Source organism: Corallococcus sicarius (assembly GCF_003611735.1).
GTDB classification, from domain to species: domain Bacteria; phylum Myxococcota; class Myxococcia; order Myxococcales; family Myxococcaceae; genus Corallococcus; species Corallococcus sicarius.
Genome location: NZ_RAWG01000165.1, coordinates 1 through 20,718, shown reverse-complemented (window position 1 = coordinate 20,718; position 20,718 = coordinate 1). Strand labels below are relative to the sequence as shown.

General features: G+C 71.1%; 20 protein-coding genes and 1 pseudogene. 9 read left to right on the top strand and 12 right to left on the bottom strand.

All coding sequences use genetic code 11. From position 1 onward, the window contains the following. Positions 1-300: 300 nt before the first annotated feature. The 8 genes from D7X12_RS23870 to D7X12_RS23835 form a co-directional block, all read right to left on the bottom strand. Positions 301-603, bottom strand: coding sequence for a hypothetical protein (locus tag D7X12_RS23870; protein ID WP_120627584.1), 303 nt, complete (start codon positions 601-603; stop codon positions 301-303). A gap of 2 nt (positions 604-605) precedes the next feature. Next, positions 606-2,492 (bottom strand): PEGA domain-containing protein, encoded by a 1,887-nt coding sequence (locus D7X12_RS23865; RefSeq protein ID WP_120627583.1) that lies wholly within the window; start codon positions 2,490-2,492, stop codon positions 606-608. A gap of 67 nt (positions 2,493-2,559) precedes the next feature. Beyond that, complete coding sequence (locus D7X12_RS23860; protein ID WP_120627582.1) at positions 2,560-3,876, bottom strand: S41 family peptidase; 1,317 nt, start codon at positions 3,874-3,876, stop codon at positions 2,560-2,562. 112 nt (positions 3,877-3,988) lie between these two features. After that, positions 3,989-4,849 (bottom strand): alpha/beta fold hydrolase, encoded by an 861-nt coding sequence (locus tag D7X12_RS23855; RefSeq protein ID WP_120627581.1) that lies wholly within the window; start codon positions 4,847-4,849, stop codon positions 3,989-3,991. Positions 4,850-4,933: 84 nt separating this feature from the next. After that, positions 4,934-6,073, bottom strand: a complete 1,140-nt coding sequence (locus tag D7X12_RS23850; protein WP_208719249.1) for a murein hydrolase activator EnvC family protein — start codon at positions 6,071-6,073, stop codon at positions 4,934-4,936. Beyond that, on the bottom strand, positions 6,070-6,972 hold the full coding sequence (locus D7X12_RS23845; RefSeq protein ID WP_120627579.1) for a cell division protein FtsX: 903 nt from the start codon (positions 6,970-6,972) through the stop codon (positions 6,070-6,072). Before D7X12_RS23845 ends, D7X12_RS23850 begins: the two co-directional genes overlap by 4 nt. Continuing rightward, positions 6,969-7,661 carry a cell division ATP-binding protein FtsE gene (ftsE, locus tag D7X12_RS23840; RefSeq protein ID WP_120615261.1) on the bottom strand — a complete coding sequence of 231 codons (693 nt, stop codon included), beginning with the start codon at positions 7,659-7,661 and terminating at the stop codon, positions 6,969-6,971. The genes D7X12_RS23845 and ftsE overlap by 4 nt, the downstream gene beginning before the upstream one ends. Positions 7,662-7,777: 116 nt before the next feature. After that, positions 7,778-8,341 carry a RomY N-terminal domain-containing regulatory protein gene (locus D7X12_RS23835; RefSeq protein ID WP_120627578.1) on the bottom strand — a complete coding sequence of 188 codons (564 nt, stop codon included), beginning with the start codon at positions 8,339-8,341 and terminating at the stop codon, positions 7,778-7,780. Positions 8,342-8,590: 249 nt separating this feature from the next. On the opposite strand from D7X12_RS23835, the gene carF reads away from it, so the two are divergent. Further along, positions 8,591-9,448, top strand: coding sequence for a plasmanylethanolamine desaturase (carF, locus tag D7X12_RS23830; RefSeq protein WP_120627577.1), 858 nt, complete (start codon positions 8,591-8,593; stop codon positions 9,446-9,448). A 37-nt stretch (positions 9,449-9,485) separates the two neighbouring features. Here carF and murI read toward each other — a convergent pair whose 3' ends face one another. Together murI and D7X12_RS23820 are read right to left on the bottom strand one after the other, a co-directional pair. Further along, positions 9,486-10,301 (bottom strand): glutamate racemase, encoded by an 816-nt coding sequence (gene murI / locus D7X12_RS23825; RefSeq protein ID WP_120627576.1) that lies wholly within the window; start codon positions 10,299-10,301, stop codon positions 9,486-9,488. Between the two features lie 140 nt (positions 10,302-10,441). Continuing rightward, the gene (locus D7X12_RS23820) at positions 10,442-11,452 is read right to left on the bottom strand and encodes a hypothetical protein (RefSeq protein WP_147443785.1); all 1,011 of its coding nucleotides are present in this window, start codon (positions 11,450-11,452) and stop codon (positions 10,442-10,444) included. A gap of 160 nt (positions 11,453-11,612) precedes the next feature. Here D7X12_RS23820 and D7X12_RS23815 point away from each other — a divergent pair, with 160 nt between their 5' ends. The 8 genes from D7X12_RS23815 (at position 11,613) to D7X12_RS23780 (ending at position 19,335) form a co-directional block, all read left to right on the top strand. Beyond that, positions 11,613-12,329, top strand: coding sequence for a MotA/TolQ/ExbB proton channel family protein (locus D7X12_RS23815; protein WP_120627574.1), 717 nt, complete (start codon positions 11,613-11,615; stop codon positions 12,327-12,329). Positions 12,330-12,347: 18 nt separating this feature from the next. After that, positions 12,348-12,842 (top strand): protein TolR, encoded by a 495-nt coding sequence (tolR, locus tag D7X12_RS23810; RefSeq protein WP_120627573.1) that lies wholly within the window; start codon positions 12,348-12,350, stop codon positions 12,840-12,842. A gap of 3 nt (positions 12,843-12,845) precedes the next feature. After that, a complete protein-coding gene (locus D7X12_RS23805) occupies positions 12,846-13,622 on the top strand; it encodes a TonB family protein (protein WP_120627572.1) in 777 nt (258 codons plus the stop codon). Next, positions 13,619-14,908, top strand: a complete 1,290-nt coding sequence (locus D7X12_RS23800) for a DPP IV N-terminal domain-containing protein (RefSeq protein ID WP_120627571.1) — start codon at positions 13,619-13,621, stop codon at positions 14,906-14,908. The genes D7X12_RS23805 and D7X12_RS23800 overlap by 4 nt, the downstream gene beginning before the upstream one ends. Positions 14,909-14,925: 17 nt before the next feature. Then, entirely contained in the window at positions 14,926-16,113 is a 1,188-nt protein-coding gene (locus D7X12_RS23795; protein ID WP_120627570.1) for an aminotransferase class V-fold PLP-dependent enzyme, read from the top strand. 14 nt (positions 16,114-16,127) lie between these two features. Beyond that, a complete protein-coding gene (locus D7X12_RS23790) occupies positions 16,128-17,063 on the top strand; it encodes a Ppx/GppA phosphatase family protein (RefSeq protein WP_120627569.1) in 936 nt (311 codons plus the stop codon). Continuing rightward, entirely contained in the window at positions 17,060-18,337 is a 1,278-nt protein-coding gene (locus tag D7X12_RS23785; RefSeq protein ID WP_120627568.1) for a spinster family MFS transporter, read from the top strand. Before D7X12_RS23790 ends, D7X12_RS23785 begins: the two co-directional genes overlap by 4 nt. A gap of 152 nt (positions 18,338-18,489) precedes the next feature. Continuing rightward, positions 18,490-19,335, top strand: a complete 846-nt coding sequence (locus D7X12_RS23780; protein ID WP_120627567.1) for an AraC family transcriptional regulator — start codon at positions 18,490-18,492, stop codon at positions 19,333-19,335. Between the two features lie 45 nt (positions 19,336-19,380). Here the strand turns inward: D7X12_RS23780 and D7X12_RS23775 are convergent, their stop codons facing one another. Both D7X12_RS23775 and D7X12_RS23770 read right to left on the bottom strand, forming a co-directional pair. Continuing rightward, positions 19,381-20,331, bottom strand: coding sequence for an NAD(P)/FAD-dependent oxidoreductase (locus D7X12_RS23775; protein ID WP_120627566.1), 951 nt, complete (start codon positions 20,329-20,331; stop codon positions 19,381-19,383). 116 nt (positions 20,332-20,447) lie between these two features. Next, positions 20,448-20,718: pseudogene (locus tag D7X12_RS23770) on the bottom strand (hypothetical protein); the annotation flags it as partial.

Sequence of the window (20,718 nt, the reverse complement as noted above, 5' to 3'; positions counted from 1 at the left end):
CCTCGCCCCACCCGCCCATCAGCACTCCCACACGCTTGCCCATGTCGTTGATGCCTCCGTGGGCCCACTCCAGAGCATGGATGATGCCACGCACCGGCGGTCCTCCCCCGGGGCGGACAGCGCGTGCAAACCACTGGGATGACTGGGATTTTCCGGGTGCTGCCTGCCCGGGAGCAGCCGTGTCAGGGGGGACACGGCGCGGCCCGGAGGCCACGCCCTGAGCGCCCCCCAAGCGACGGGGAGCTACGGGGAGCCACGGGGACCGGCCCGGGTCAGGTGCCTCGGGCCCGGCCCATGACGTCAGCCCGCGTCGGACCGGCCGCCGTCGGGAAGAAGCCCGCCGTCCGAGGTCCCGGCATCCGTGCCGCCCCCGTCCGTGGAGCCGGCATCCTCGACGCCGGCATCCGCGCCCGCATCGGTGGAGCCGGCGTCGGTCGGGGTGCCATCCCCGGAGACGCAGATCTGCTCCTGGCAGACGTAGCCCTCCAGGCACTTGCCCTGGTCGCAGGGCTGCCCTTCCGGGTCGAAGTCGACGAGCAGGCTGCAGGCGGACAGCCCCAGGAGCAGGGCCGAGGGAACGATGAGCGATGAAAGGCGGCGCATGGCTAGTAGTTCCGGAGATCGTCTTCGTCGAGCTTGGGGCGCTGCTTCTTCTTCTCTTCGTCGCGCCGGCGCTGCTCCTCTTCCTCGCGCTTGCGCTTCTCCTCTTCGGCCTGCTTGCGCCGGGCTTCCTCGTCGCGCTTGCGCTGCTCCTCCTGCTCGCGCTTGAGGCGGGCCTCCTCCTCACGCTGGCGCTTCGCCTCGGCCTCGCGCTCCTTGCGCGTGAGCTTCCTCGCGGGCGGCGGCGGGGCCTCCACCGCGGGAGCAGGCGTGGCGGCGGGCGGCGGCGTCGCGGCGGCCGGAGGCGGCGTCGCGGCGGGCGGCGGCGTCACGGCCGACGGCGTGGCGTTCGTCCTCGGGGCCGGCTCGGTGCGAGCGGGCGGCGGGGGCATGGGCAGCGACTCACCCATGGGCTTCGCGTCGGGCTTCGCGTCCCGGTCCGGGGCGGCGCGACGGGACGACGGGGCCGGGGCGTCGCTTCCGCCGCCGTCCTTCTTGTAGAAGGCGAGGTAGCTGCCCACGCCCGCGGACGCCAGGCCCGCGAGCACGCCCACGTCCGCCACCAGCGCGTACGTCTTGCCGGTGCTCTTCAGGTCCTCCGCGCGCGTGCTGCCCTGGGGCGCGGTCTTGAACGCGTCCGCCTTGGAGGAGGCCTCCAGGCCGAAGTAGATGCCGCCCGCCAGCAGCGCCACGCCGGTGGCCAGCAGCACGTAGCCCGCCGTGCGGCGGCTCACGCTTCCGCCCCCGGCGAAGTGCTTCACGGGCTTGCCCCCGACGCGCGCGGCGTCCTGGGCGACGAGCCCCGTCAAGAGCGACTCGGAGCCCGTGGCCATCGCGTCGCCGCGCGGCACCGGGCCCGGCGCGTACGCCAGGCTGTGGCCATCCGCCACGTCCAGCCGCAGGCCGGTGACGGTCAGCGGCGCGTTGCCCGGACCGCCGCGCACGAGCAGCGCCAGCACCTGCGGCACGCCCGCGAGCGCGCCCAGTTCCTGAAGCGCCTTGTCCCGGTCCTCACTGTCGGGGTCGCGCGCGATGCGCTGCACCAGCGCGGCCAGCCGCGCCTGCACGGGCAGGCGCGTGAGCGGGAAGGCCGCGTCACCCTCGCGGGCGCGCCCCTCCGTGACGGCATAGCCCGGCGCCACCAGCGTCACGTAGTGGTCCGCGCGCGTCAGGCCGGTGAGCGACACCGGGGACACGCCCCGGAAGGCCCCGTCCACGAACACCTGTGCGGGCACCGGCTGGGTGCTCACCGTCAGCGTGCCCTCCGCGCCCTCCTGCAGCGCCTTGCGCTCCTTCTCCACGAACGCGACCGCTTCGGGCGGGAAGAAGTTGGGGTTGAACTGGGCGCGCGGATCCACCGCCAGCACCGAGCGCATCTCCAGCTCCGCGGCCTTGTTCTCCCCGTTGGCCATCTGCGTCGCGGCCTTCATCACCCGCGCGCGGCTGAGCAGCGGGAACGCGCGCGACAGGTCCGCCTGCTCATAGGCGCGCACCGCGGTGTCGAAGCTCTGGAGCGCCTTCACCGTGTCCAGCTCGTCGTAGGCCTTCGCGCCTTCCTTGAACGCGGCGTTGCCTTCCACGGCCTTCGCCGCGCGAGCGCTCGCGCCCTGGGCGTCCAGCGCGTCCGTCAGCCGCACCAGGTCCAGCCTTCCGGAGCGCGCCACGGCCTGCTCGGCCCAGTGGGCCAGCTTCAGCGCCTCGCCCTCCAGCGAGGGATCCAACGCAATGGCCACCACCGTTACGCGGGGGCCCGTCGCCGCCGGCAGCGTTCGCGGCACCAGCCGCAGCGGTACGTGTTGCTGCTGCTGCGCCGCCGCGGGGCCCACGGCCAGCATTCCCACCAGCCAGCCACTGAGCGTCGCGTGCAGCGCGCGATTGAAAGGACGTCGCATCCGGTCTCCCTCGTTGCTGTGCGCATTACACGCACTGCCTGGAGAAACGCCAGCCTCGAAAGGGGTTTCAGCGACCCGCGTTGCCTCCGGGGGCCCGGGACGCCACCGGCGCCAGACCGTGGAGGTAGTTGAGGGCCACCCGGAGCTGCGTGTCGGTGAGCTTCGCCGTCACCGCCCAGTCCTTCAGGTTCGCGGGCAGGGAGCGCGGCGCGGCCACGACCTCCGACGTCGTCTGGGAGGGCTCCGCCTTGAAGTGGCGCTGCAGGTCCTTCTCCCGGGGCGCCTCGCTTCCGGCCTTCCCCGAGGAGTCCTCCGGCACGAGGAAGTCCGGGGTGATGCCCTTCTCCTGGATGCTGCGGCCCTTGGGCGTGTAGTAGCGGGCGATGGTGAGCTTCAGCCCGGAGCCGTCCTCCAGTTCGATGACGGTCTGCACGCTGCCCTTGCCGAAGGTCTGCGTCCCCATGATGACCGCGCGGCCGTGGTCCTGGAGCGCACCGGCGACGATCTCCGACGCGGACGCGCTGCCCGCGTTGACGAGCACCACCAGCGGGTACTCCTTCTCCGTGTCGCGGTCGCGGCTGCGCTCCTCGGAGGCGTTGCGGCCGTCGCGCCCGCGCGTGGACACGATGGGCAGGTTGCCCGGCAGGAAGCGGTCGCTCAACGCCACCGCCTGATCCAACAGGCCGCCGGGGTTGTTGCGCAGGTCCAACACCACGCCGTCCAGCTCCCGGCCACCGTTGAGCGCGCGCAGCCTGTCCAACTCCTTGCGCAGCGACTGATCCGTGCGGTCCTGGAAGTTCTTCACCTTCACGTGGCCGATGCCGTCGTAGAGAGCGCCCTCCACCGACACGATGCGGATGTGGTCGCGCAGGATGGCCAGCTCCTGGGGCGCGTTGAAGCCCGCGCGCATGAGCGTGAGCAGCACCCGGCCTCCCGCCGGGCCGCGCATCTTCTGCAGCGCGCGGACCAGGTCCATGCCCTGGGTGCTCTCCCCGTCGATGGCCAGCAGCTCGTCCCCGGCCTTGATGCCCGCGCGGGCCGCCGGCGTGTCGTCGATGGGCGCCACCACCACCAGCCGGTCGCCCTTGCGCGCGATTTCAATGCCCAGCCCGCCGAACTCGCCCGACGTGTCGATCTTCATCTCCCGGAACACCTCCGGGGGCATGAAGAGGGTGTGCGGATCCAACGTGTCGAGCATCCCCTGGATGGCGCCGTGGACGAGCGTCTTCCTGTCCACGGACTCCACGTAGTTGTTCTCCACGTAGGAGAGCACGCGCGCGAACAGCTCCAGCTGGCGGTACGCCGTCTCGTCCTTGGCGGCGGCGCGCGCCGGCTCCCGTGCGAGCACCGGGGCGCCCCACAGGAGGAGCGCGGCCAGGCCCATGCGCCACGGAGGGAGGAGACCTGTCGTCACGGGAGCGCGTCCTTTGTGGCGGGAGGAAGGGGCGTTGCGAGCCCCTTTGACTCTACACCCGGCCCCCCGGACGATTCCCGTCCTACAGCGTGGCCCGGTCCGCGAAGCCCACCAGGTGGGACACGAACGCGTCCGGCCGCTCCATCTGCGGCACGTGGCCGAAGCCCTCCACCACGTGCACCTCCGCCTGGGGCGGCAGGTGCTGCCGGTACCAGGTGAGGATCTCCGGGGGCAGCAGCCGCTCACTGCCACCCCACAGGAAGAGCACCGGCATCTTCAGGTCCCGCACCGCCTGGGGCGCGATGCTGGCCTGCGTGGCCAGGGCATCCGCCGCGAGCGCCTGCACCGTGGGCGTCGTGTAGAACTTGCGCAGCTCCGACGCGAGCAACATCGCGGCCCACGGCGGACGGTGGAAGAGCCGCTTCGTGAGCGCGCGCACGTCCGCGTTCGACTTCACCGCGAACGCGCCCAGCAGCGCCGCCAGCGCCTGGGGCGTCAGCTCCGCGCCCGCAGGGGCCACCAGGGCGAGCGCCTTCACCAGCTCCGGGTGCTCGGACGCCAGGTTGACGGCCATGGCCCCGCCCAGCGAGTTGCCCACCACGAGGGCCGGCTGCTTCACCACCTCGTGGCAGTAGGCGCGCAGCACGTCGAACTGGGCCTGCACGCAGGTGGGCCCGCCGCAGTACTCCCCGGAGAAGCCGTGCCCCGGCAGGTCCGGCGCGAGCACGCGCGAGAAGCGCCGCGCCAGCCCGAAGAACGTCCGCCCGAAGCCGTTGGCCGACCCGCCCAGCCCGTGCACCAGCACCACCGGCGGGCCGCTGCCCTGCCCCTGGAGCGCATAGTGGTGCACCGCCTGGCCGGCGACGCTCACCGTCTCCGACTCCACACCCCGCGCCACCAGCACGCGTCGCATCGCCTTCTGCATCCCACCCATCAGGTCCACGTGCGGGCCTCCTTCGTCACCACCACCGACGGGCAGCTTCTAACGTTCCTGGCTTCCAGGCGCACCGCGTCATGACGGACAGTGTCATGGGGCGGTGGGGGGAGGAGGCGCAAGCCAGGGCGCCGGGTCCACGGCCTGCCCGGCGCGTCGCACCTCGAAGTACAGGTAGGCGCCCTTGAGGGAGCCGGTGTCGCCCACCTCCCCCACCAGGTCGCCCGGGGCCACGCGCGCGCCGACCTCCTGGGTGATGGTGGAGAGGTGGGCCACCAGGGTGTGGAAGTCATCGCCGTGGTCGAGGATGAGCAGGTTGCCGTAGCCGCGCAGCCAGCCCGCGTAGACGACGGTGCCCTCGGCCACCGCGTGCACGGGGCTGCCCGCCGGGGCGCGGATGTCCACGCCCTTCTGCACGGTGACGGTGTTGAAGCGCGGGTTCACGACGCGGCCGAAGCCCACCTCGATGATGCCCGTCACGGGCCGGGGCAGCTTCCCCTTCAGCGCGCCAAAGCCGCTCGTCGCGGGGGCCTCGTGCAGGTCCACCAGCATGCGGGTGAGCTCCGCGTCCGCGCCCTCCAGCTCGCGCACGGCGCGCTTCGCCAGCTCCGCCTCGCCGGCCAGCTTTCCCACCACCTCCTCCAGCGCCTCCTGCTGCGCCTGGGCCTGCTTCGACTGCTGCTGGAGGAAGGCCACGCGCTGGGTCAGCGAGGTGTGCAGCCGCTTCAACTCCAGCGTCGCCTGCCGCTGGAGCCCCGCGACGTGCTGCACGGTGCGCAGCAGCTCCAGGTCGCCCGCCATGCTGGCCTCCAGCGCGCGCGCCCGCCACATCAGCGCGGCGAAGTCCTCCGCGGACAGGAGCACCTCCAGCGGCCGACGGCGCTGGAGCCGGTACAGCGTGCGCAGGCGCGGGGACAGGCGGCGCAATTGGGCGCGCAGGGCCTCGCGCAGCACGGCCTCCTCGCGCTCGGCCAGCATGACGCGGCGGCGGAAGAGGTTCAGGTCGCCCTCCAGCGCGCGCACGCGGCGACGGGAGAACGCGGCCAGGTCCTCCATCAGCTCCATGCCCTCCAGCACGGAGAGCTTCTTCGCCTCCACCAGCGCGAGCGTGGCGCGCTGCGCGGCCAGCTTCTCGCGGATGCCCGCGCGCTCCGCCTCCTCGTCCTGCTGGGCCGGCGCGGCGGTGGCGCCCAGGAGGCCCAGCACCATCAGGAGCGAAGCAAGCCGGCTCATACGCGCAGGAAGCGCCCCACCGCGACGAAGCTGCCGCCCAGCCCCAGCACGCACCCGGCCGCGAGCAGCTCCAGCGCGGTGCGCGTCTCCACCCACGGCGCGCTCACGCCCGGCCCCAGGAGGAACGCGAACAGCGAGCCCAGCGTGGGGCCCAGCAGCCGGCCGAACAGCCACAGCCCGCCCAGCGCCACCAGCGCGCCCAAGAGCCCCTGCAGCAGCCCCTCCAGCAGGAAGGGCGCCTTCACGAAGCGGTCGGTGGCGCCCACCAGCTTCTGGATCTCAATCTCCTCGCGCCGCGAGTAGATGGCCAGCTGGAGCGTGGCCGCGACGATGACGATGGTCGTCCCCAGCACCACCACCAGCGCCACCAGCGCCCCGAAGCTCAGCGCGCGGGCGATGGCGGACAGCCGCTCCACCGCGGCCTCGCCATAGTCCACGCCGGTGACGCCGGGCAGCGCGCGCAGCTCCTTCGCCAGCGACTGGAGCGCCGTGGGCGAGCGCCGCGCCTCCGGCACGCGCAGCTCCAGCGTCGCGGGCAGCGGGTTCTCCGGCAGCTCCGACAGCGCCTCGCCCAAATCGCCCAGCTCGCGCTTGAGCCGCTTCAGCGCCGCGTCCGGCGGCACCACCGTCACCTCGCCCTGGGAGAGTTCCAGCACGCGCGTGTGGACGCCGTGGACCTCGTCCTGTCCCAGCTGCGGGGCCAGGTAGACCGTGACCTCCACCTCCCCGCCCAGCGACGCGAGCAGGTTGTCCACCACGTGCGACGCGCCACGCGCGAGCCCCGCCGCGAACAGCGCGATGGCGATGGTGGACACGGCGATGAAGTGGACGAAGGGCGCGTGCTTCAGCCCGCCAGCCGCCGAGCGCCCGAAGTAGGCCGCCTTCGACAGCACGCTCATACCACCATCCGCCGGGCTGCCTTGACGCCGTCCTCGTCGGAGACGATGAGCCCGCGCTCCAGCCGCACCGTGCGCTTCTGGTAGCGCGACAGGAGCGTGGCGTCGTGCGTGGCCACCATCACCGTGGTGCCCCGGATGTTGATGTCCGTGAGCAGGTCCATGATCTCCACCGTGAGCGCCGGATCCAGGTTGCCGGTGGGCTCGTCCGCCAGGAGGATGGTGGGGTCATTCACGAGCGCGCGCGCAATCACCACGCGCTGCTGCTCTCCACCCGACAGCCGCAGGGGCAGCGAGTTCGCCTTGTGCTCCAGCCCCACGAGCTTGAGCATCCGGTGCACCTTCTCGCGCCCTTCCGCGCGGGGCACGCCCAGCACGTCCAGCGTGAAGCCCACGTTGTCCGCGACGCTGCGGTGCGGCAGCAGCTTGAAGTCCTGGAACACGACGCCAATGTTGCGCCGCAGGTACGGCACCGCGGACTCGCGGATGCGCGCGATGTTCTTGCCGCCCACCAATATCTGCCCCTTGGTGGCCTTCTCCCCGCAGAAGATGAGCTTGAGCAGCGTCGTCTTCCCCGCGCCCGAAGGCCCGGTGAGGAAGACGAACTCGCCCTTCTCCACGTTCAGGTTGATGTCCTGCAACACCGGCGGATCGCCGGGGTACGCCTTGTAGACGTGGAAGAACTGGATCATGACCGGGCGCGCGAGCCCCCGGAGCCTACCACGGCCCTGGAGCACGCCCCAGGAACGGGCCCGGCGCCAGGAGGCGCGCCGGCCACAGGAGCCGGCAGGGGAGCCCCCGGGGAGCCTTAAGAGGGCTCACCCTCGCTGGCGAGGTAGCTCAAGATGACCTCGTCCAGGCTCTTCTCGGAGATGAGGTCCTCTCCGAAGAGCGTCTCCACGCCCACCTCGTTGATGCGGGGCTTCTCCTTGAGGGCGCGCGCGGCCGCCACTTCGGGAGGGAGCAACACCGGCACCGCGACGGGCGGCGGGGGCGGAGGAACGGGGCGCGGCGCGGCGATGGGCTGCAACTTCGGCGCGGCGGCGGCCTCGGCGTCCGTGGCGAGCTGGCCCGGCTGGTACGAGCGGACCGTGGACTCGTAGTTGTCGTACACGCCGTTGATGAGGTTGCGCAGCATCTCCTTGTGCTGCTCCTCCATCAATTCGCGGACGACTTCCGCCAGGTTCTCCGCGTTGAGGATGTCCGCGTAGGACGTCTTCTTCGACGCGAGGATGTTCCCGCCCACGAACAGGTGGGTGATGATGTGGGGGTTGTTGACACCCGAGTCCTCGGTCTGGACGTGGTAGACCTTCCCCTTGTGCTTGATGTTGTGATTGAAGCCCGTGACGGCTTTTTCGAAGGTTTTCGCCATTGCCGAGGTCGGGCACCGTAGCAGCGGGGTCCGGGCTTCACAAGGCAAGCGTCACGCACCTTTCATGTGACTCCCGTGCCTGCCCGCCCTCGGTGTGCGTTTCCCACCGCAGTGTACGGATCCGCCCCTGCCCGTCAGGCCACCGGGCAGGGGGCCCCTGTGTTGAAAACCCGAAACGGGCTGGGGTACGTACGCACTCTGACGTGCGCGACGTTTCGTGCGCCATCACTGACGGGCGGGAACCCACTGATGACGAAACCGGACAAGATCACGGACAAGGTCCGCCTGCAGGACGCCCAGACGCTGGCGCAGGGGTACTCCCCCGCCATCCGCGCGATGGAGATCGCCTCCATCATCGCCTTCGTGTCGCTGGAGGGCGTGCTGGCGTACAAGCTCTGGAGCACCGACCACACCGGGCCGTGGCTGATGACGCTCGCGGTGGTGCTGGGCTACCTGGCCGCGGACTTCGTCTCGGGCTTCGTCCACTGGATGGGCGACACGTGGGGCTCCACGGAGATGCCCGTCCTGGGCAAGGCCTTCATCCGCCCCTTCCGCGAGCACCACGTCGATGAGAAGGCCATCACCCGCCACGACTTCGTGGAGACCAACGGCAACAACTGCCTCGTGTCGCTGCCCGTCGCGGCGCTCGCGGTGGCGGTGCCGCTCCACGGGCCGGGCTGGGTGTTCCTGGCCGCGTTCCTGGGCGCGATGATCTTCTGGGTGATGGCGACCAACCAGTTCCACAAGTGGTCGCACCTGGACTCGCCGCCCGCGCTCATCGGCTTCCTGCAGCGCGTGCACCTCATCCTGCCGCCGGACCACCACGGCATCCACCACACCGCGCCCTTCAACCAGTACTACTGCATCACCGTGGGCTGGATGAACCGGCCGCTGAAGATGATCCACTTCTTCCCGCTGATGGAGCGGCTCATCACCTGGGCCACCGGCCAGCTGCCGCGCAAGGACGACATCGGCACCGAGGCCGCCCAGGCGCTCGTCGCCGTGGACGACGCGTCGGAGGTGCCCGTGCTCCAGGTGGCCAAGGAGCTGCTCAAGGCCACCACCGAGGAGCCCGCGCCGTCGGTCTCCACCCGCCCCATCCCCTGACGTCCGTTAGGGGCGGGGCGCTTCCCGGCGCACGCCCCTAGAAGCGCAGGTCCACCTGCTCCGCGGAAGGGATGGGGCGCCCCAGGAAGCGGGCCCCCACCTCCACGAAGCGCTCCGGCACGTCGGTGACGAAGTACGCGTGCTCCGGCGCGGTGGAGGACTCCGGCGCGAGCAGCCCCCGGGCGCCCAGGAGCTCCGCCACGGCCTCCGCGGTGGCCTCCGCCGAGTCCACCAGCGACACCCCCGGCCCCACCACCTCCGCGATGACGCCCTTGAGCAGCGGGTAGTGGGTGCAGCCCAGCACCAGCGTGTCCACGCCGTCCCGCGCGAAGCCGGCCAGGTACTCGCGCGCCACCAGCAGCGGCACGTCGCCCGTGGTCCACCCTTCTTCCGCCAGCGGCACGAAGAGCGGGCACGCCTTCGCCTTCACCGACACGTGCGGCTGGCCGGCCTCCAGCGCCCGCTGGTAGGCCCCGGAGCGGATGGTGCCCGGCGTCCCGATGACGCCCACCCCGCCGCCCCGCGTGCGCTTGAGCGCCGCGCGGGCCCCCGGTTCGATGACGCCCAGCACCGGCACCGGCAACGTGGCCGACAGCGCGGGCAGCGCCGCGGCCGACGCCGTGTTGCACGCCACCACCAAGAGCTTGATGCCGCGCTCCAGGAGGAACTCCGCGTTCTTCAGCGAGTAGCGCGTCACCACCTCGCTGGACTTCGTGCCGTAGGGCACCCGCGCCGTGTCCCCCAGGTAGAGCGTCCGCTCGTGGGGGAGCCTCGCCATGAGCGCCTTGAGGACCGTGAGCCCGCCGATGCCGGAGTCGAACACGCCGATGGGACCGTGGCTGTCTTGCCGCATGGAGGGTGTCCCTATCACGTTTGATGCCAACGCCTCCTCCACGCCCGCCCGCCTCCCTGGAGGTACCCCGGAACGCACGAAGGGCCGGAAGCCTGGAGGCCTCCGACCCTTGCATGTGACGCGGCCTGGAACCCGTGTCGCTACCGGACGCGGTCGAGCGGGGCGTACAGCGCGTCCTGCACGCCCGGGAAGTCGTGGGCGAAGACGTCGATGGGGGCCAGGTCACCGGAGGACTTGTAGGACCGTCCCCCCGTCCCCGGGGCCTGGAAGGACACGAAGTACCGGCCCGGGCGGAGGAACTCGAAGATGGCCGGGGACTCGTTGCAGGGGAACCACTGCCCCGCCACGCCGTAGACCCACTGGCCGGTGTAGATGTCCTGGAAGTTGATGCCCACCTCGGTGACGCCGGCCTGCGAGCAGCTCAGCCGGACGTTGCCCTCGTAGAGCTCCCAGCCCACCGCGGCCCCGCCGATGGCGTACGTCTCCGCCGTGACGGTCGCCGGGATGCCCGCCACCGCCGTGAACGGGCCGCCGTAGTAGTAGAGGGGGCGCTTCAGCGAGTCCATGGCCACCACCTCCAGGAAGTGCTGCCCGGGGGCCAGGTCCGGGGTGCTCACCATGCGGCCCTCGCTGCCCTCGTAGCAGTTGAAGTGCGCCCAGGCGCCGTCGTCCACCCGGGCGTCCACGAAGGCCACCCCGGCCTGACCGCAGGTGGGGTACTGGCTGCCCGCCTCGGTCGGGAACTTCCAGTTGATTTCGGCGTAGGTCCCCGTGCCGGTGCCACCCACCGGGAAGTTGATGCTCACCGACACGTCGCCATCCACCACGAAGGTGCCGTGGTACGTGAAGAGCGCCGTCCGGTCGTAGCCCACCGCCACCGCGTCGAACGTGTAAGCACCGGGCGCGAAGTCGTGCAGGATGATGCCGTCGAAGCCGTTCGCCGAGCAGGGGTAGCGGCCGTCGTTGTCCAGGCGCTCACCGCCGATGATGATGTCGACGCCCTGGACGTCACGCATCTCGTCGCAGCGAGCACCGTCGAAGGTCCACGTCAGCCGGACATCGCCGGGGTAGCGGGGACCGTTGTCTTCAATGACGCAGCCGGTGGACAGGGCGGCGAGGCAGAGGAATGCGGCGAGCAGTCTCGCGTTCATGGTGGGCATCCGTGTTTCGGGAAGTGTGAGGTCGTCGGCCCGTAACAACCCTCCAGACGACCGTCCCCGGGAATTATTCAGCCCAGGCCAAAGGAGCAGCAACCGGGCACCCACGGCGGGTTTGACCCACCCGCGTACAGGATGTTACGCGCTGGACCCCATGATACCCCACCTGCCCCTGGCCTTTGGCGCCATGAACTACGTGGAGATCATCCGCGACGCGTCGTTCATCGAGCTCGCGGTGCTCCTGCTCCTCATGTCGGTGTCCGTGGCCTCCTGGGCCCTCATCGCCATGAAGTTCACCCAGCTGTCCCGCGCCCGCTCGCAGTCACTTACCTTTCTCGACACCTTCTGGAAGGCGTCGCGGCTGGAGGCCATCTACCAGTCCGCCCAGAAGCTGGACGGCTCGCCGCTGTCGAAGGTGTTCTGCGCGGGCTACGAGGAGCTGAGCAAGCTGGCGCAGTCGGGCAAGGAGGGCGGCACCTCCGAGGACGCGATGAGCGCGAAGCTGGGCGGCATCGAAAACGTGGAGCGCGCGCTCAACCGCGCGGCCACGGCGCAGATCACCGAGCTGGAGAACCGCGTGTCCTTCCTGGGCACGGTGGGCGCCGCCTCCCCGTTCGTGGGCCTGTTCGGCACGGTGATTGGCATCCTCAGCGCCTTCAACCAGATCGCCGAGCAGGGCAACGCGACGCTCGCCACGGTGGCGGCGCCGGTGGGCAACGCGCTCTTCGCCACGGCGGCGGGCCTGTTCGCGGCCATCCCGGCGGTGGTCGCCTACAACTCGTTCGTCAGCCGCATCAAGGTGTTCGACACGGAGATGTCCAACTTCTCCGCGGACTTCCTCAACATCATCAAGCGGCACTTCTTCCGCTAGGCACAAGGGGACACACCCATGGGCATGGGCGGCGGAAAAGGCGGCGGCGGCCGCACCACGATGAGTGAGATCAACGTCACGCCCATGGTGGACGTGATGCTGGTGCTGCTCATCATCTTCATGGTCACCGCACCCCTCATCCAGCAGGGCGTGAAGGTGAACCTCCCGGAGACCAAGGCGACGCCCGTGGAGGCGACGGAGAAGAAGGTCGTCCTCTCCATCGACGCGGGCAAGAAGGTCTACATCGGTGACGCGGAAGTGCCCCTGGACGAGCTGGAGACGAAGCTCGCCGCCAACGCCAAGGCGCAGGCGGACAAGGAGGTCTACCTCCACGCGGACCGCGACGTGCCGTATGGCGTCGTGGTGGAGGTGATGGCCGCGGCCCAGCGCGCGGGCATCAAGAATGTGGGGATGATCACGGACCCGTCCACCGGCGGCAAGGCGTCCAACCCCGGGAACAAGACGCCCACGGCCGGCGGCGGCAAGGGCAAGTCGAAGGAAGCGAAGCGCTAGCGCATGGACTCCGCGGTGACCCACAGCCTGCTGGTGGCACGGCCCACGAAGCTGTCGCGCTTCGTCGTCTTCTCAGTGGGCGCGCACATCGCGGTGCTCGTGGCCGGGATGCTCTACGCGCGCCTCACGTCCACGCCCAAGATGGACCTGGACCAGAAGCCCATCAACGCGTCGCTGGTGCGCCTGGGCAAGCCGCGCGACCCCAAGCTGTTGCCGCGCAAGGAGCAGGCGCAGCCTCCGCCCAAGGAGGTCGCGGCGAAGCCCGTGCCCACGCCGCCCTCGCAGGAGCCGGTGCCCGCGCCCTCCCCCAACGCGGTGGCGGTGCCCGGCGCGAAGCCCGCCCCCGCGCCCACGCCCCAGAAGGGCGAGGCGAACGCGGAGGACCGGCGCAAGAAGCTCTTTGGCGCCTTCGACAAGTCGGCGAAGCCCAGCGAGCCGGAGGAGCTGGAGGGCGCGGAGGACGGCGACCCCGACGGCGACTCGGCGGTGCAGGAGGGCGAGCGGTACTACGGCCTCCTGAAGTCCCAGGTGCGCCGGCACTACAACGTCGCGGACACCATCCCCGACGCGGAGCGCCTCTACCTCAAGGCCCAGGTGGCGATGCGGCTGGGCCGCTCCGGCGAGGTGCTGGACGTGAGCCTGGCCAAGGCCAGTGGCAACGAGCTGTTCGACTCGGCGGTGGTGGCCGCCGTGCGCAAGGCGTCTCCCTTCTCCCCTCCCCCCGATGCCCTTCGCGACGCGCTCCAGAAGAACGGGGTCGTCCTGGTGTTCAGCCCATGAAAGCCATCCTGCTGTCGCTCCTCCTCGTGCCCGCGCTGGTGCTCGCGCAGGCGCCCGTCATTGAGATTTCCGGCGCCAACTTCCGTCCGCTGCCGCTCGCGGCCCCCGCGCCCACGGTGCAGGAGGGTGGCGACAAGAAGGCGGCGGGCGCGTTCGACACCGCCTTCACGTACGACCTCACCGCCTCCGGCATCTTCCAGGTGCTGGACCGCGCGGGCTTCACCGCCGACGCGAAGGAAGGCATGACGGCGGGCAGCATCAACTTCAGCCGCTGGGCGGACGTGGGCGCGGAGTCGCTCGTGAAGGTGTCGCTCGCGCAGGACGGCGGCGCGCTGCGCGGTGAGCTGCGCCTGTTCAACGTGGCCACCGGCCACGAGGACCTGAAGGTCGCCAAGGACGCGCCGGCCAACGAGCCCCGGCAGCTGGCGCACGCGCTGGCGGACGCGCTCTACCGGCACTTCACCCGCGAGGCGAGCCCCTTCCTGTCGCGCATCACCTACGTGCGCAAGTCGGGCGCCAACCGCGACGTGTACGTGGCGGACTGGGACGGCATGGGCGCGCAGGCGCTCACCAAGGGTGGCACGAACATCCTGCCCACGCTCAGCGCCTCCGGGCAGGTGGCCTACACGTCCTACCGGAAGAACCGGCCGGACATCTACGTGCAGTCCCCCGGCGGCGAGGCGAAGCCGGTGGTGACGAACGGGCAGATGGCCACGGGCGTCGCGTTCTCGCCGGACGGCCGGCGCATCGCCTACGCGCTCGCGGAGGGTGAGAGCGCGCAGATCTACGTGGCGGCCGCGGACGGATCCGGTGCGAAGGCCGTCACCGACACGCCGTACGGCCTCAACACCAGCCCCACGTGGTCGCCGGACGGCAAGCGCATCGCGTTCGTGTCCAACCGGGGTGGCAGCCCGCAGGTCTACGTCATGGGCGCGGACGGCTCCGGCGTGAAGCGGCTCACCTTCCAGGGCAACTACAACCAGACGCCGGACTGGTCGCCGCGCGGGGACCTCATCGCCTTCACCGCGCGCGACGAGCGCAACGCCTTCGACCTGTTCACCGTCCACGTAGAGACGGGCAAGGTGACGCGCCTGACGCAGGACCAGGGCAACAACGAGGAGCCCACCTTCTCCCCCAACGGCCGGCTCGTCATGTTCAGCACCACCCGCAACGGTGGCGCGCACCTGTGGGTGATGACCGCCGAGGGCAACAACCAGCTGCCCCTCCCGATGGAGAAGGGCAGCTGGCTGACGCCGGACTGGGGCATCGCCCCCGCGGCGAAGTAGGCGCATAGTGCGCTCGCATGAGCGCACCACTTCGCTCCCACTGGAGCCTGGATCCGCAGGTCGTCTTCCTCAACCACGGCTCGTTCGGCGCGTGCCCCACGGCGGTGCTCCAGCACCAGTCGGAGCTGAGGGCACGCCTGGAATCCGAACCCGTGCGCTTCCTCGCCCGCGAGGCGGAGCCGCTGCTGGATGAGGCGCGCTCCGTTCTCGGCGCCTTCGTGGGCGCGGACGCGGACGACCTCGCGTTCATGCCCAACGCCACCACCGGCGTGAACACCGTGCTGCGCGGCCTGCGCTTGCAGCCCGGCGACGAGCTGCTCGTCACCGACAACGAATACAACGCGTCGAGGAACGCGCTGGACGTGGCCTGCGCCGCGATGGGCGCGAAGGTGGTGGTGGCCACGCTGCCCTGGCCGGTGCCGTCCGCCGACGCGGTGGTGGACGCGGTGATGGCGCAGGTGACGCCGCGCACGCGCCTGCTCCTCATCGACCACATCACCAGCCAGACGGCCCTGGTGATGCCGCTGGCGGAGCTGGTGCGCCGCGTGCGCGAAAAGGGAGTGGAGACGCTGGTGGACGGCGCCCACGGGCCGGGCATGGTGCCGCTGGCGCTGCGGGAGCTGGGCGCGGCGTACTACGCGGGCAACTGCCACAAGTGGCTGTGCGCGCCCAAGGGCGCCGCGTTCCTCTACGTCCGCCGCGACCTGCAGGCGGGCCTGAAGCCGCTGGTGGTGAGCCACGGGCACAACTCGCCGCGCACGGACCGCTCGCGCTTCCGGTTGGATTTCGACTGGATGGGCACGGGTGATCCGTCACCCTACCTGTGCATCCCCACCGTCATCCGCTTCATCGGGGGGCTGGTGCCGGGCGGGTGGCCGGAGGTGATGGCATCCAACCGGGAGAAGGCGCTCGCCGCCCGGCGACGGCTGGACGCGCGGCTGGGCAATGCCTCGCCGCTGTGCCCGGAGTCGATGGTGGGCAGCATGGCGTGCGTGGCCCTGCCGGACAGCTCCGCGGAGCGCCCTGCCCCGCCGCTCTACCTGGATCCACTCCATGTGCGCCTCTTCGAGGAGCACCACATCGAGCTCCCCGTCACCGCGTGGCCCAAGGCGCCCCGGAGGCACCTGCGGATCTCCGCGCAGCTCTACAACACCCCGGCGGACTACGAGGTCCTGGGGGACGCTTTGGAAGCGCTGCTGCGTTGAGTAGTGTGCGCGGGATGCCGCGCTTTGCTTCCATCGATATCGGGACCAACTCCGTGCTGCTGCTGGTCGCGGAGCGCCTGCCGGACGGGCGCTTCGAGGCGGTGGTGGAGCGCGCTGAAATCACCCGGCTGGGCCGGGGCGTGGACACCAGCCGCGTGCTCTCCGCCGAGGGCATGGAGGCCACGCTGTCCACGCTCGTTGCCTTCGCGGACGAGGCCCGTGCCCTGGGCGCCCAGGGCATCGCGGTCTCCGCCACCAGCGCCGCGCGTGACGCGAAGAACGGCGCGGACTTCATCGCCGCCGCGAAGGCTCGCGCGGACGTGACGGTGGAGATCATCCCCGGCGAGATGGAGGCGCAGCTGTCCTTCGCCGCCGTGTCCGCGGACTTCGCGGGAGAGGCCGCGGGGCCGCTGCTCGTCATCGACATTGGCGGCGGCTCCACGGAGTTCATCTACGGCAGCGACGCCGGCACCGTGGCCTTCCGCCACAGCTTCGACGTGGGCGCCGTGCGGCTCACCGAGCGCTTCGTGCGCACCGACCCGCCTTCATCCGACGAGCGCGCCGCCATTGAAGCGCACCTGCGCCACACCTTCGCGGCCCTGCCGCCGACGCCGCCCGCCGCGATGCTGGTGGGCGTGGCCGGCACGGTGACGACGCTGTACGCGCTCCAGCACCGGATGGCGACCTACGACGCGGAGCAGGTCCACGGCGGCACGCTGTCCCGGGGGGAGCTGGACGCGCTCACGGACATGCTGTGCACCCTGCCCCTGGACGCCCGTCGCGCGCTGCCCGGCCTTCAGCCCAAGCGCGCGGACGTCATCCCCGCGGGTGCCCTCATCCTGCGCGAAGCGGTGAAGGCGCTGGGCCTGGACACGTGCCGCGTGAGCGACCGCGGCCTGCGCTGGGGCCTGCTGGTCCACCGCTTCGGCTCCGCCCCCTCCTCCTCATGAACGCCTCTTCTGCCACCGCCCCGTCCAGCGCGCCCGCCACGCAGCCCGTGCGCGCGGGCTACGCGCTGTTCATCCTGACCCTCATCAACCTGGTCAACTACCTCGACCGGTACATCATCGCCGTCGCGCTGCCGGAGATTCAGAAGGACTTCGGCATCAACGACGCGCAGTCGGGGCTGCTGGGCACCGTCTTCATCGTCGTGTTCATGCTGGCGTCGCCGCTGGGCGGCTTCCTGGGGGACCGGGTGCCGCGCCGGCTGCTGGTGGCGGGCGGCGTGCTGCTGTGGAGCCTGGCCACCGGGGCCAGCGGGCTTGCGTCCACGTTCACGGCGCTCCTGCTGGCGCGCGCCGTGATTGGCATTGGCGAGGCGGGCTATGGCGCGGTGGCGCCGTCCATCATCTCGGATTTGTACCCGCGCGAGCAGCGCACGCGGATGCTGTCGTACTTCTACATCGCCATCCCGGTGGGCTCCGCGATGGGCTACGGCCTGGGCGGCTGGCTGACGCAGTCGTATTCGTGGCACGCGGCGTTCTTCGCGGGCGGCGTGCCGGGGCTCGTGCTGGGCACCATGGCCTTCTTCATGCCGGAACCCCAGCGCGGCGCCATGGACGGGCCGGACGCGGCGGTGAAGCTGCCCTTCATGGAGGGCCTCAGGGGCCTGGGCCGCAACGCCGCCTTCTGGGCGACGACGGCGGGCTACACGCTGATGACGTTCTCCATTGGCGGGCTCGCGTTCTGGATGCCCACGTACCTGGTGCGGGAGCGGCAGCTGTGGCTGGAGCACCCGGGCCGCGTGGGGCTCGTGTTCGGCGCCATCACCGCGGTGGCGGGCCTCGCCGGCACCGTCGCGGGCGGCTGGCTGGGCGACAAGATGGACCGCAAGCGCGTGGGCGGCGGCCTGTGGCTGTCCGGCATCGGGCTGCTGCTCGCGGCGCCGTGCATGTACCTGGCGGTGAACATCAAGGACCCGATGCTGACGTTCGCGGCCATCGGCGTGGCCCAGTTCCTCATCTTCCTCAACAGCGGTCCCATCAACGCCGCCATCGTCAACTGCGTGCCGCCCGCGTTCCGCGCCTTCGCCATGGGCCTCAACGTGCTGTGCATCCACATGCTGGGCGACGCCATCTCCCCCACGCTCATCGGGCAGATCGCCGACATGGCCAGCCTCCACACCGCCATCGCCATCAACTCGGTCCCGGTGCTCCTGGGAGGCTTCGCGCTGCTGCTGGGTGCGAAGCTGTTCCGGGAGGCCGTGCCCCAGACGCGGACCTGAGCGCGCAACCCCCGGGCCCGGAATGCATCCGAGCCCGGACCGGTTGGGTGAGGAGGTTCGCTGCTCGCCCGGCAAGGAAGCGGAGGCATCTGGTGGCTGCTGCGCATCCCTCACATTCGAGGCCGGGCCCCCTGTTCGTGGATCGCGGGGCCATGCAGTCCCCGGCCCCGTATGCGGCCACCCATGCGCATGCCGCCCTCATCCTCTACATCGGGGGACGGGCAACCATGGAGCAGCGCACCCGGCTGACGCTGTCCCCGGGCGACGTGCTGCTCATCCCCTCCGGGGAGAGGCACCGGCTGATCACCACCGAGCGGGCGGAGGTCCTGGGGCTGGGCTTCCACCCCGCCGCCTTCCTCCAGTCGGAGGTGGGGCCACTGCTGGAGCCCTTCGAGCGCGTGCGCCAGGGCGCCTCCGCCGTCGTGCCCATCCCCTCCGGCCGGCAGGAGCACCTGGTCCGGCTGCTGTCGGAGCTTCGCGAGGAGACGCGCGCCCCCGCCCATCCCCTGAGGGAGCAGGTGGTGCGCAGCCTGTTCTCGCTCGTGCTCGCGGAGGTGGCCCGCTCCGGTGGCGCGTGGACGCCCTCGGACTCGCGGGCATCGCTGGTGGGCGAGGCGCTCACGTTCATCGAGCGGCACTGCCTGGGGCCCATCTCGCTGCGCGAGGTGGCCGCCGCCGTGGGCCGCTCCCCCGCGCACGTGACGACGGCGCTCAAGCAGGCCACGGGGCACAGCGCGGTGGAGTGGATCATCTCCGGCCGGCTCGCGGAGGCGCGGCGGCGGCTGCTGTCCACGGACGAGCGCATCGACATCATCGCCGAGCGCGTGGGCTACGCGGACCCCACGCACTTCATCCGGCTGTTCCGGCGCGCGGAGGGGTTCACGCCCGCCCAGTGGCGCAAGCAGCACCGCGCGGCGTCTTCGCTCAGTGCGGCTTCAGCCGCGCGGGTGGAGGCCTCTCCAGCGCGGCCGTATCGCGGCGGTCCGCATCCTCCATGAGGTGGCGCAAGCAGCACTGCGCGACCTCACGGCCCTGAACACGCCTCAGTGCGGCTTCAGCCGCGCGGGCGGAGTCTTCCCCGTCGCGGCCGTGTAGCGACGGTCCGCGTCCTCCATGAGGAGGCCGTGGTTCAGCATGGCCCCGGCGACGGCGCCCGCGCTCGCGGCCATGACCGCACCCTGCAGACGCGTCGTCAGGTCCCCCGCGGCGCTGATGCCCGGCACGGACGTCTCCCCCAGGGGGTTCACCTTCACGAAGCCCTGTTCATCCAGCGCGACACCCAGCTTCGTGACGAGCTCCGGCTGCCGCTGCGGTGGCGCGGAGAACAGGACACGCCGGGGCACCCTTGTTCCATCCTCCAGCTCCACGGCCTCCAGGTGGCCGTCCTTCCCGTGGAGCGCGCGGATCTTCCGCTCCTCCAGCCCGATGCCCAGGTGATGGAGCCGCTCACGCTGCTCGGGCGGCACCGGGAAGGTGCCGTGGGTGAAGACGGTGACGTCGCGCGACCAGCCCTGCACGACGGACGCGAAGTCCAGGAACATCGGGTCGGTGGCGAGCACGCCGAAGGGTTGGTCCTGCACCTCCCAGCCGTGACAGTACGGGCACTGGAAGACGGTGGTGCCCCACAGCTCGCGGTAGCCCGGGATGTCCGGCAGCACGTCCACCATGCCCAATGCGAGGAGGATGCGGCGGGCGTCCACCGTGGTGCCGTCGCCCAGCGCCACGCGGAAGCCGCCATCGTGCGGCTCCACGGAGCCCACGCGCGTGTCGCGCACCTCCACGTTCGGATAGTGCTGGAGCTGCTCGCGGCTGATGCGCCGGAACTCCGGGGGCGGGATGCCGTCGCGCGAACCGAAGCCGTGCATGTGCGTCGCCGCCGCGTTGCGGGGCGTGCCCGCGTCACAGAGCAGCACCGCCTTGCGCCCGCGTCCCAGATACAGCGCGGCGTTGAGCCCCGCGGGGCCGCCTCCCACGATGACCACGTCGTAAGCCATTGCCGTCCTCCCTTCGTGTTGATTCCTCGGAAAGGAACCTAACGACGGGGCCGGCGCCGACAGGAGGGCGGGACTTCTGGTGGCATCGGCGGATCTTCCGGTCCGCGGCCTCTCGCCTACCTCACGACGGGCGCGGGGCCAGGAGGCTGGAGCTTCGGCCGGTACTCGTCCGCCAGCCGCTCTACCTCGGTCGCCAGTCGCTCCCCTTCCGCGAGCAGGCGGGCCTTCAGCCGCTGGCGGCTGCCCAGCGTGAAGAACATCTCCAGGTCGTGGCGGATGACGCCCCAGCGCTCCGCGAAGTACAGCGTGAAGAGGGCCAGCGGCGGCCCGCCCTCTTCACGCTGTACTTCGCGGAGCGCTGGGGCGTCATCCGCCACGACCTGGAGA

Bases quoted from the DNA above. Each gene is read 5' to 3' on its own strand.
- ftsE (WP_120615261.1), bottom strand. From the start codon at position 7,661: ATGATCCAGTTCTTCCACGTCTACAAGGCGTACCCCGGCGATCCGCCG.
- D7X12_RS23780 (WP_120627567.1), top strand. From the start codon at position 18,490: ATGCAGTCCCCGGCCCCGTATGCGGCCACCCATGCGCATGCCGCCCTC.
- D7X12_RS23845 (WP_120627579.1), bottom strand. From the start codon at position 6,972: ATGAGCGTGCTGTCGAAGGCGGCCTACTTCGGGCGCTCGGCGGCTGGC.
- D7X12_RS23835 (WP_120627578.1), bottom strand. From the start codon at position 8,341: ATGGCGAAAACCTTCGAAAAAGCCGTCACGGGCTTCAATCACAACATC.
- murI (WP_120627576.1), bottom strand. From the start codon at position 10,301: ATGCGGCAAGACAGCCACGGTCCCATCGGCGTGTTCGACTCCGGCATC.
- D7X12_RS23800 (WP_120627571.1), top strand. From the start codon at position 13,619: ATGAAAGCCATCCTGCTGTCGCTCCTCCTCGTGCCCGCGCTGGTGCTC.
- D7X12_RS23870 (WP_120627584.1), bottom strand. From the start codon at position 603: ATGCGCCGCCTTTCATCGCTCATCGTTCCCTCGGCCCTGCTCCTGGGG.
- D7X12_RS23860 (WP_120627582.1), bottom strand. From the start codon at position 3,876: ATGGGCCTGGCCGCGCTCCTCCTGTGGGGCGCCCCGGTGCTCGCACGG.
- D7X12_RS23820 (WP_147443785.1), bottom strand. From the start codon at position 11,452: ATGAACGCGAGACTGCTCGCCGCATTCCTCTGCCTCGCCGCCCTGTCC.
- D7X12_RS23795 (WP_120627570.1), top strand. From the start codon at position 14,926: ATGAGCGCACCACTTCGCTCCCACTGGAGCCTGGATCCGCAGGTCGTC.
- D7X12_RS23785 (WP_120627568.1), top strand. From the start codon at position 17,060: ATGAACGCCTCTTCTGCCACCGCCCCGTCCAGCGCGCCCGCCACGCAG.
- D7X12_RS23805 (WP_120627572.1), top strand. From the start codon at position 12,846: ATGGACTCCGCGGTGACCCACAGCCTGCTGGTGGCACGGCCCACGAAG.
- D7X12_RS23865 (WP_120627583.1), bottom strand. From the start codon at position 2,492: ATGCGACGTCCTTTCAATCGCGCGCTGCACGCGACGCTCAGTGGCTGG.
- D7X12_RS23775 (WP_120627566.1), bottom strand. From the start codon at position 20,331: ATGGCTTACGACGTGGTCATCGTGGGAGGCGGCCCCGCGGGGCTCAAC.
- carF (WP_120627577.1), top strand. From the start codon at position 8,591: ATGACGAAACCGGACAAGATCACGGACAAGGTCCGCCTGCAGGACGCC.
- tolR (WP_120627573.1), top strand. From the start codon at position 12,348: ATGGGCATGGGCGGCGGAAAAGGCGGCGGCGGCCGCACCACGATGAGT.
- D7X12_RS23850 (WP_208719249.1), bottom strand. From the start codon at position 6,073: ATGAGCCGGCTTGCTTCGCTCCTGATGGTGCTGGGCCTCCTGGGCGCC.
- D7X12_RS23815 (WP_120627574.1), top strand. From the start codon at position 11,613: ATGATACCCCACCTGCCCCTGGCCTTTGGCGCCATGAACTACGTGGAG.
- D7X12_RS23790 (WP_120627569.1), top strand. From the start codon at position 16,128: ATGCCGCGCTTTGCTTCCATCGATATCGGGACCAACTCCGTGCTGCTG.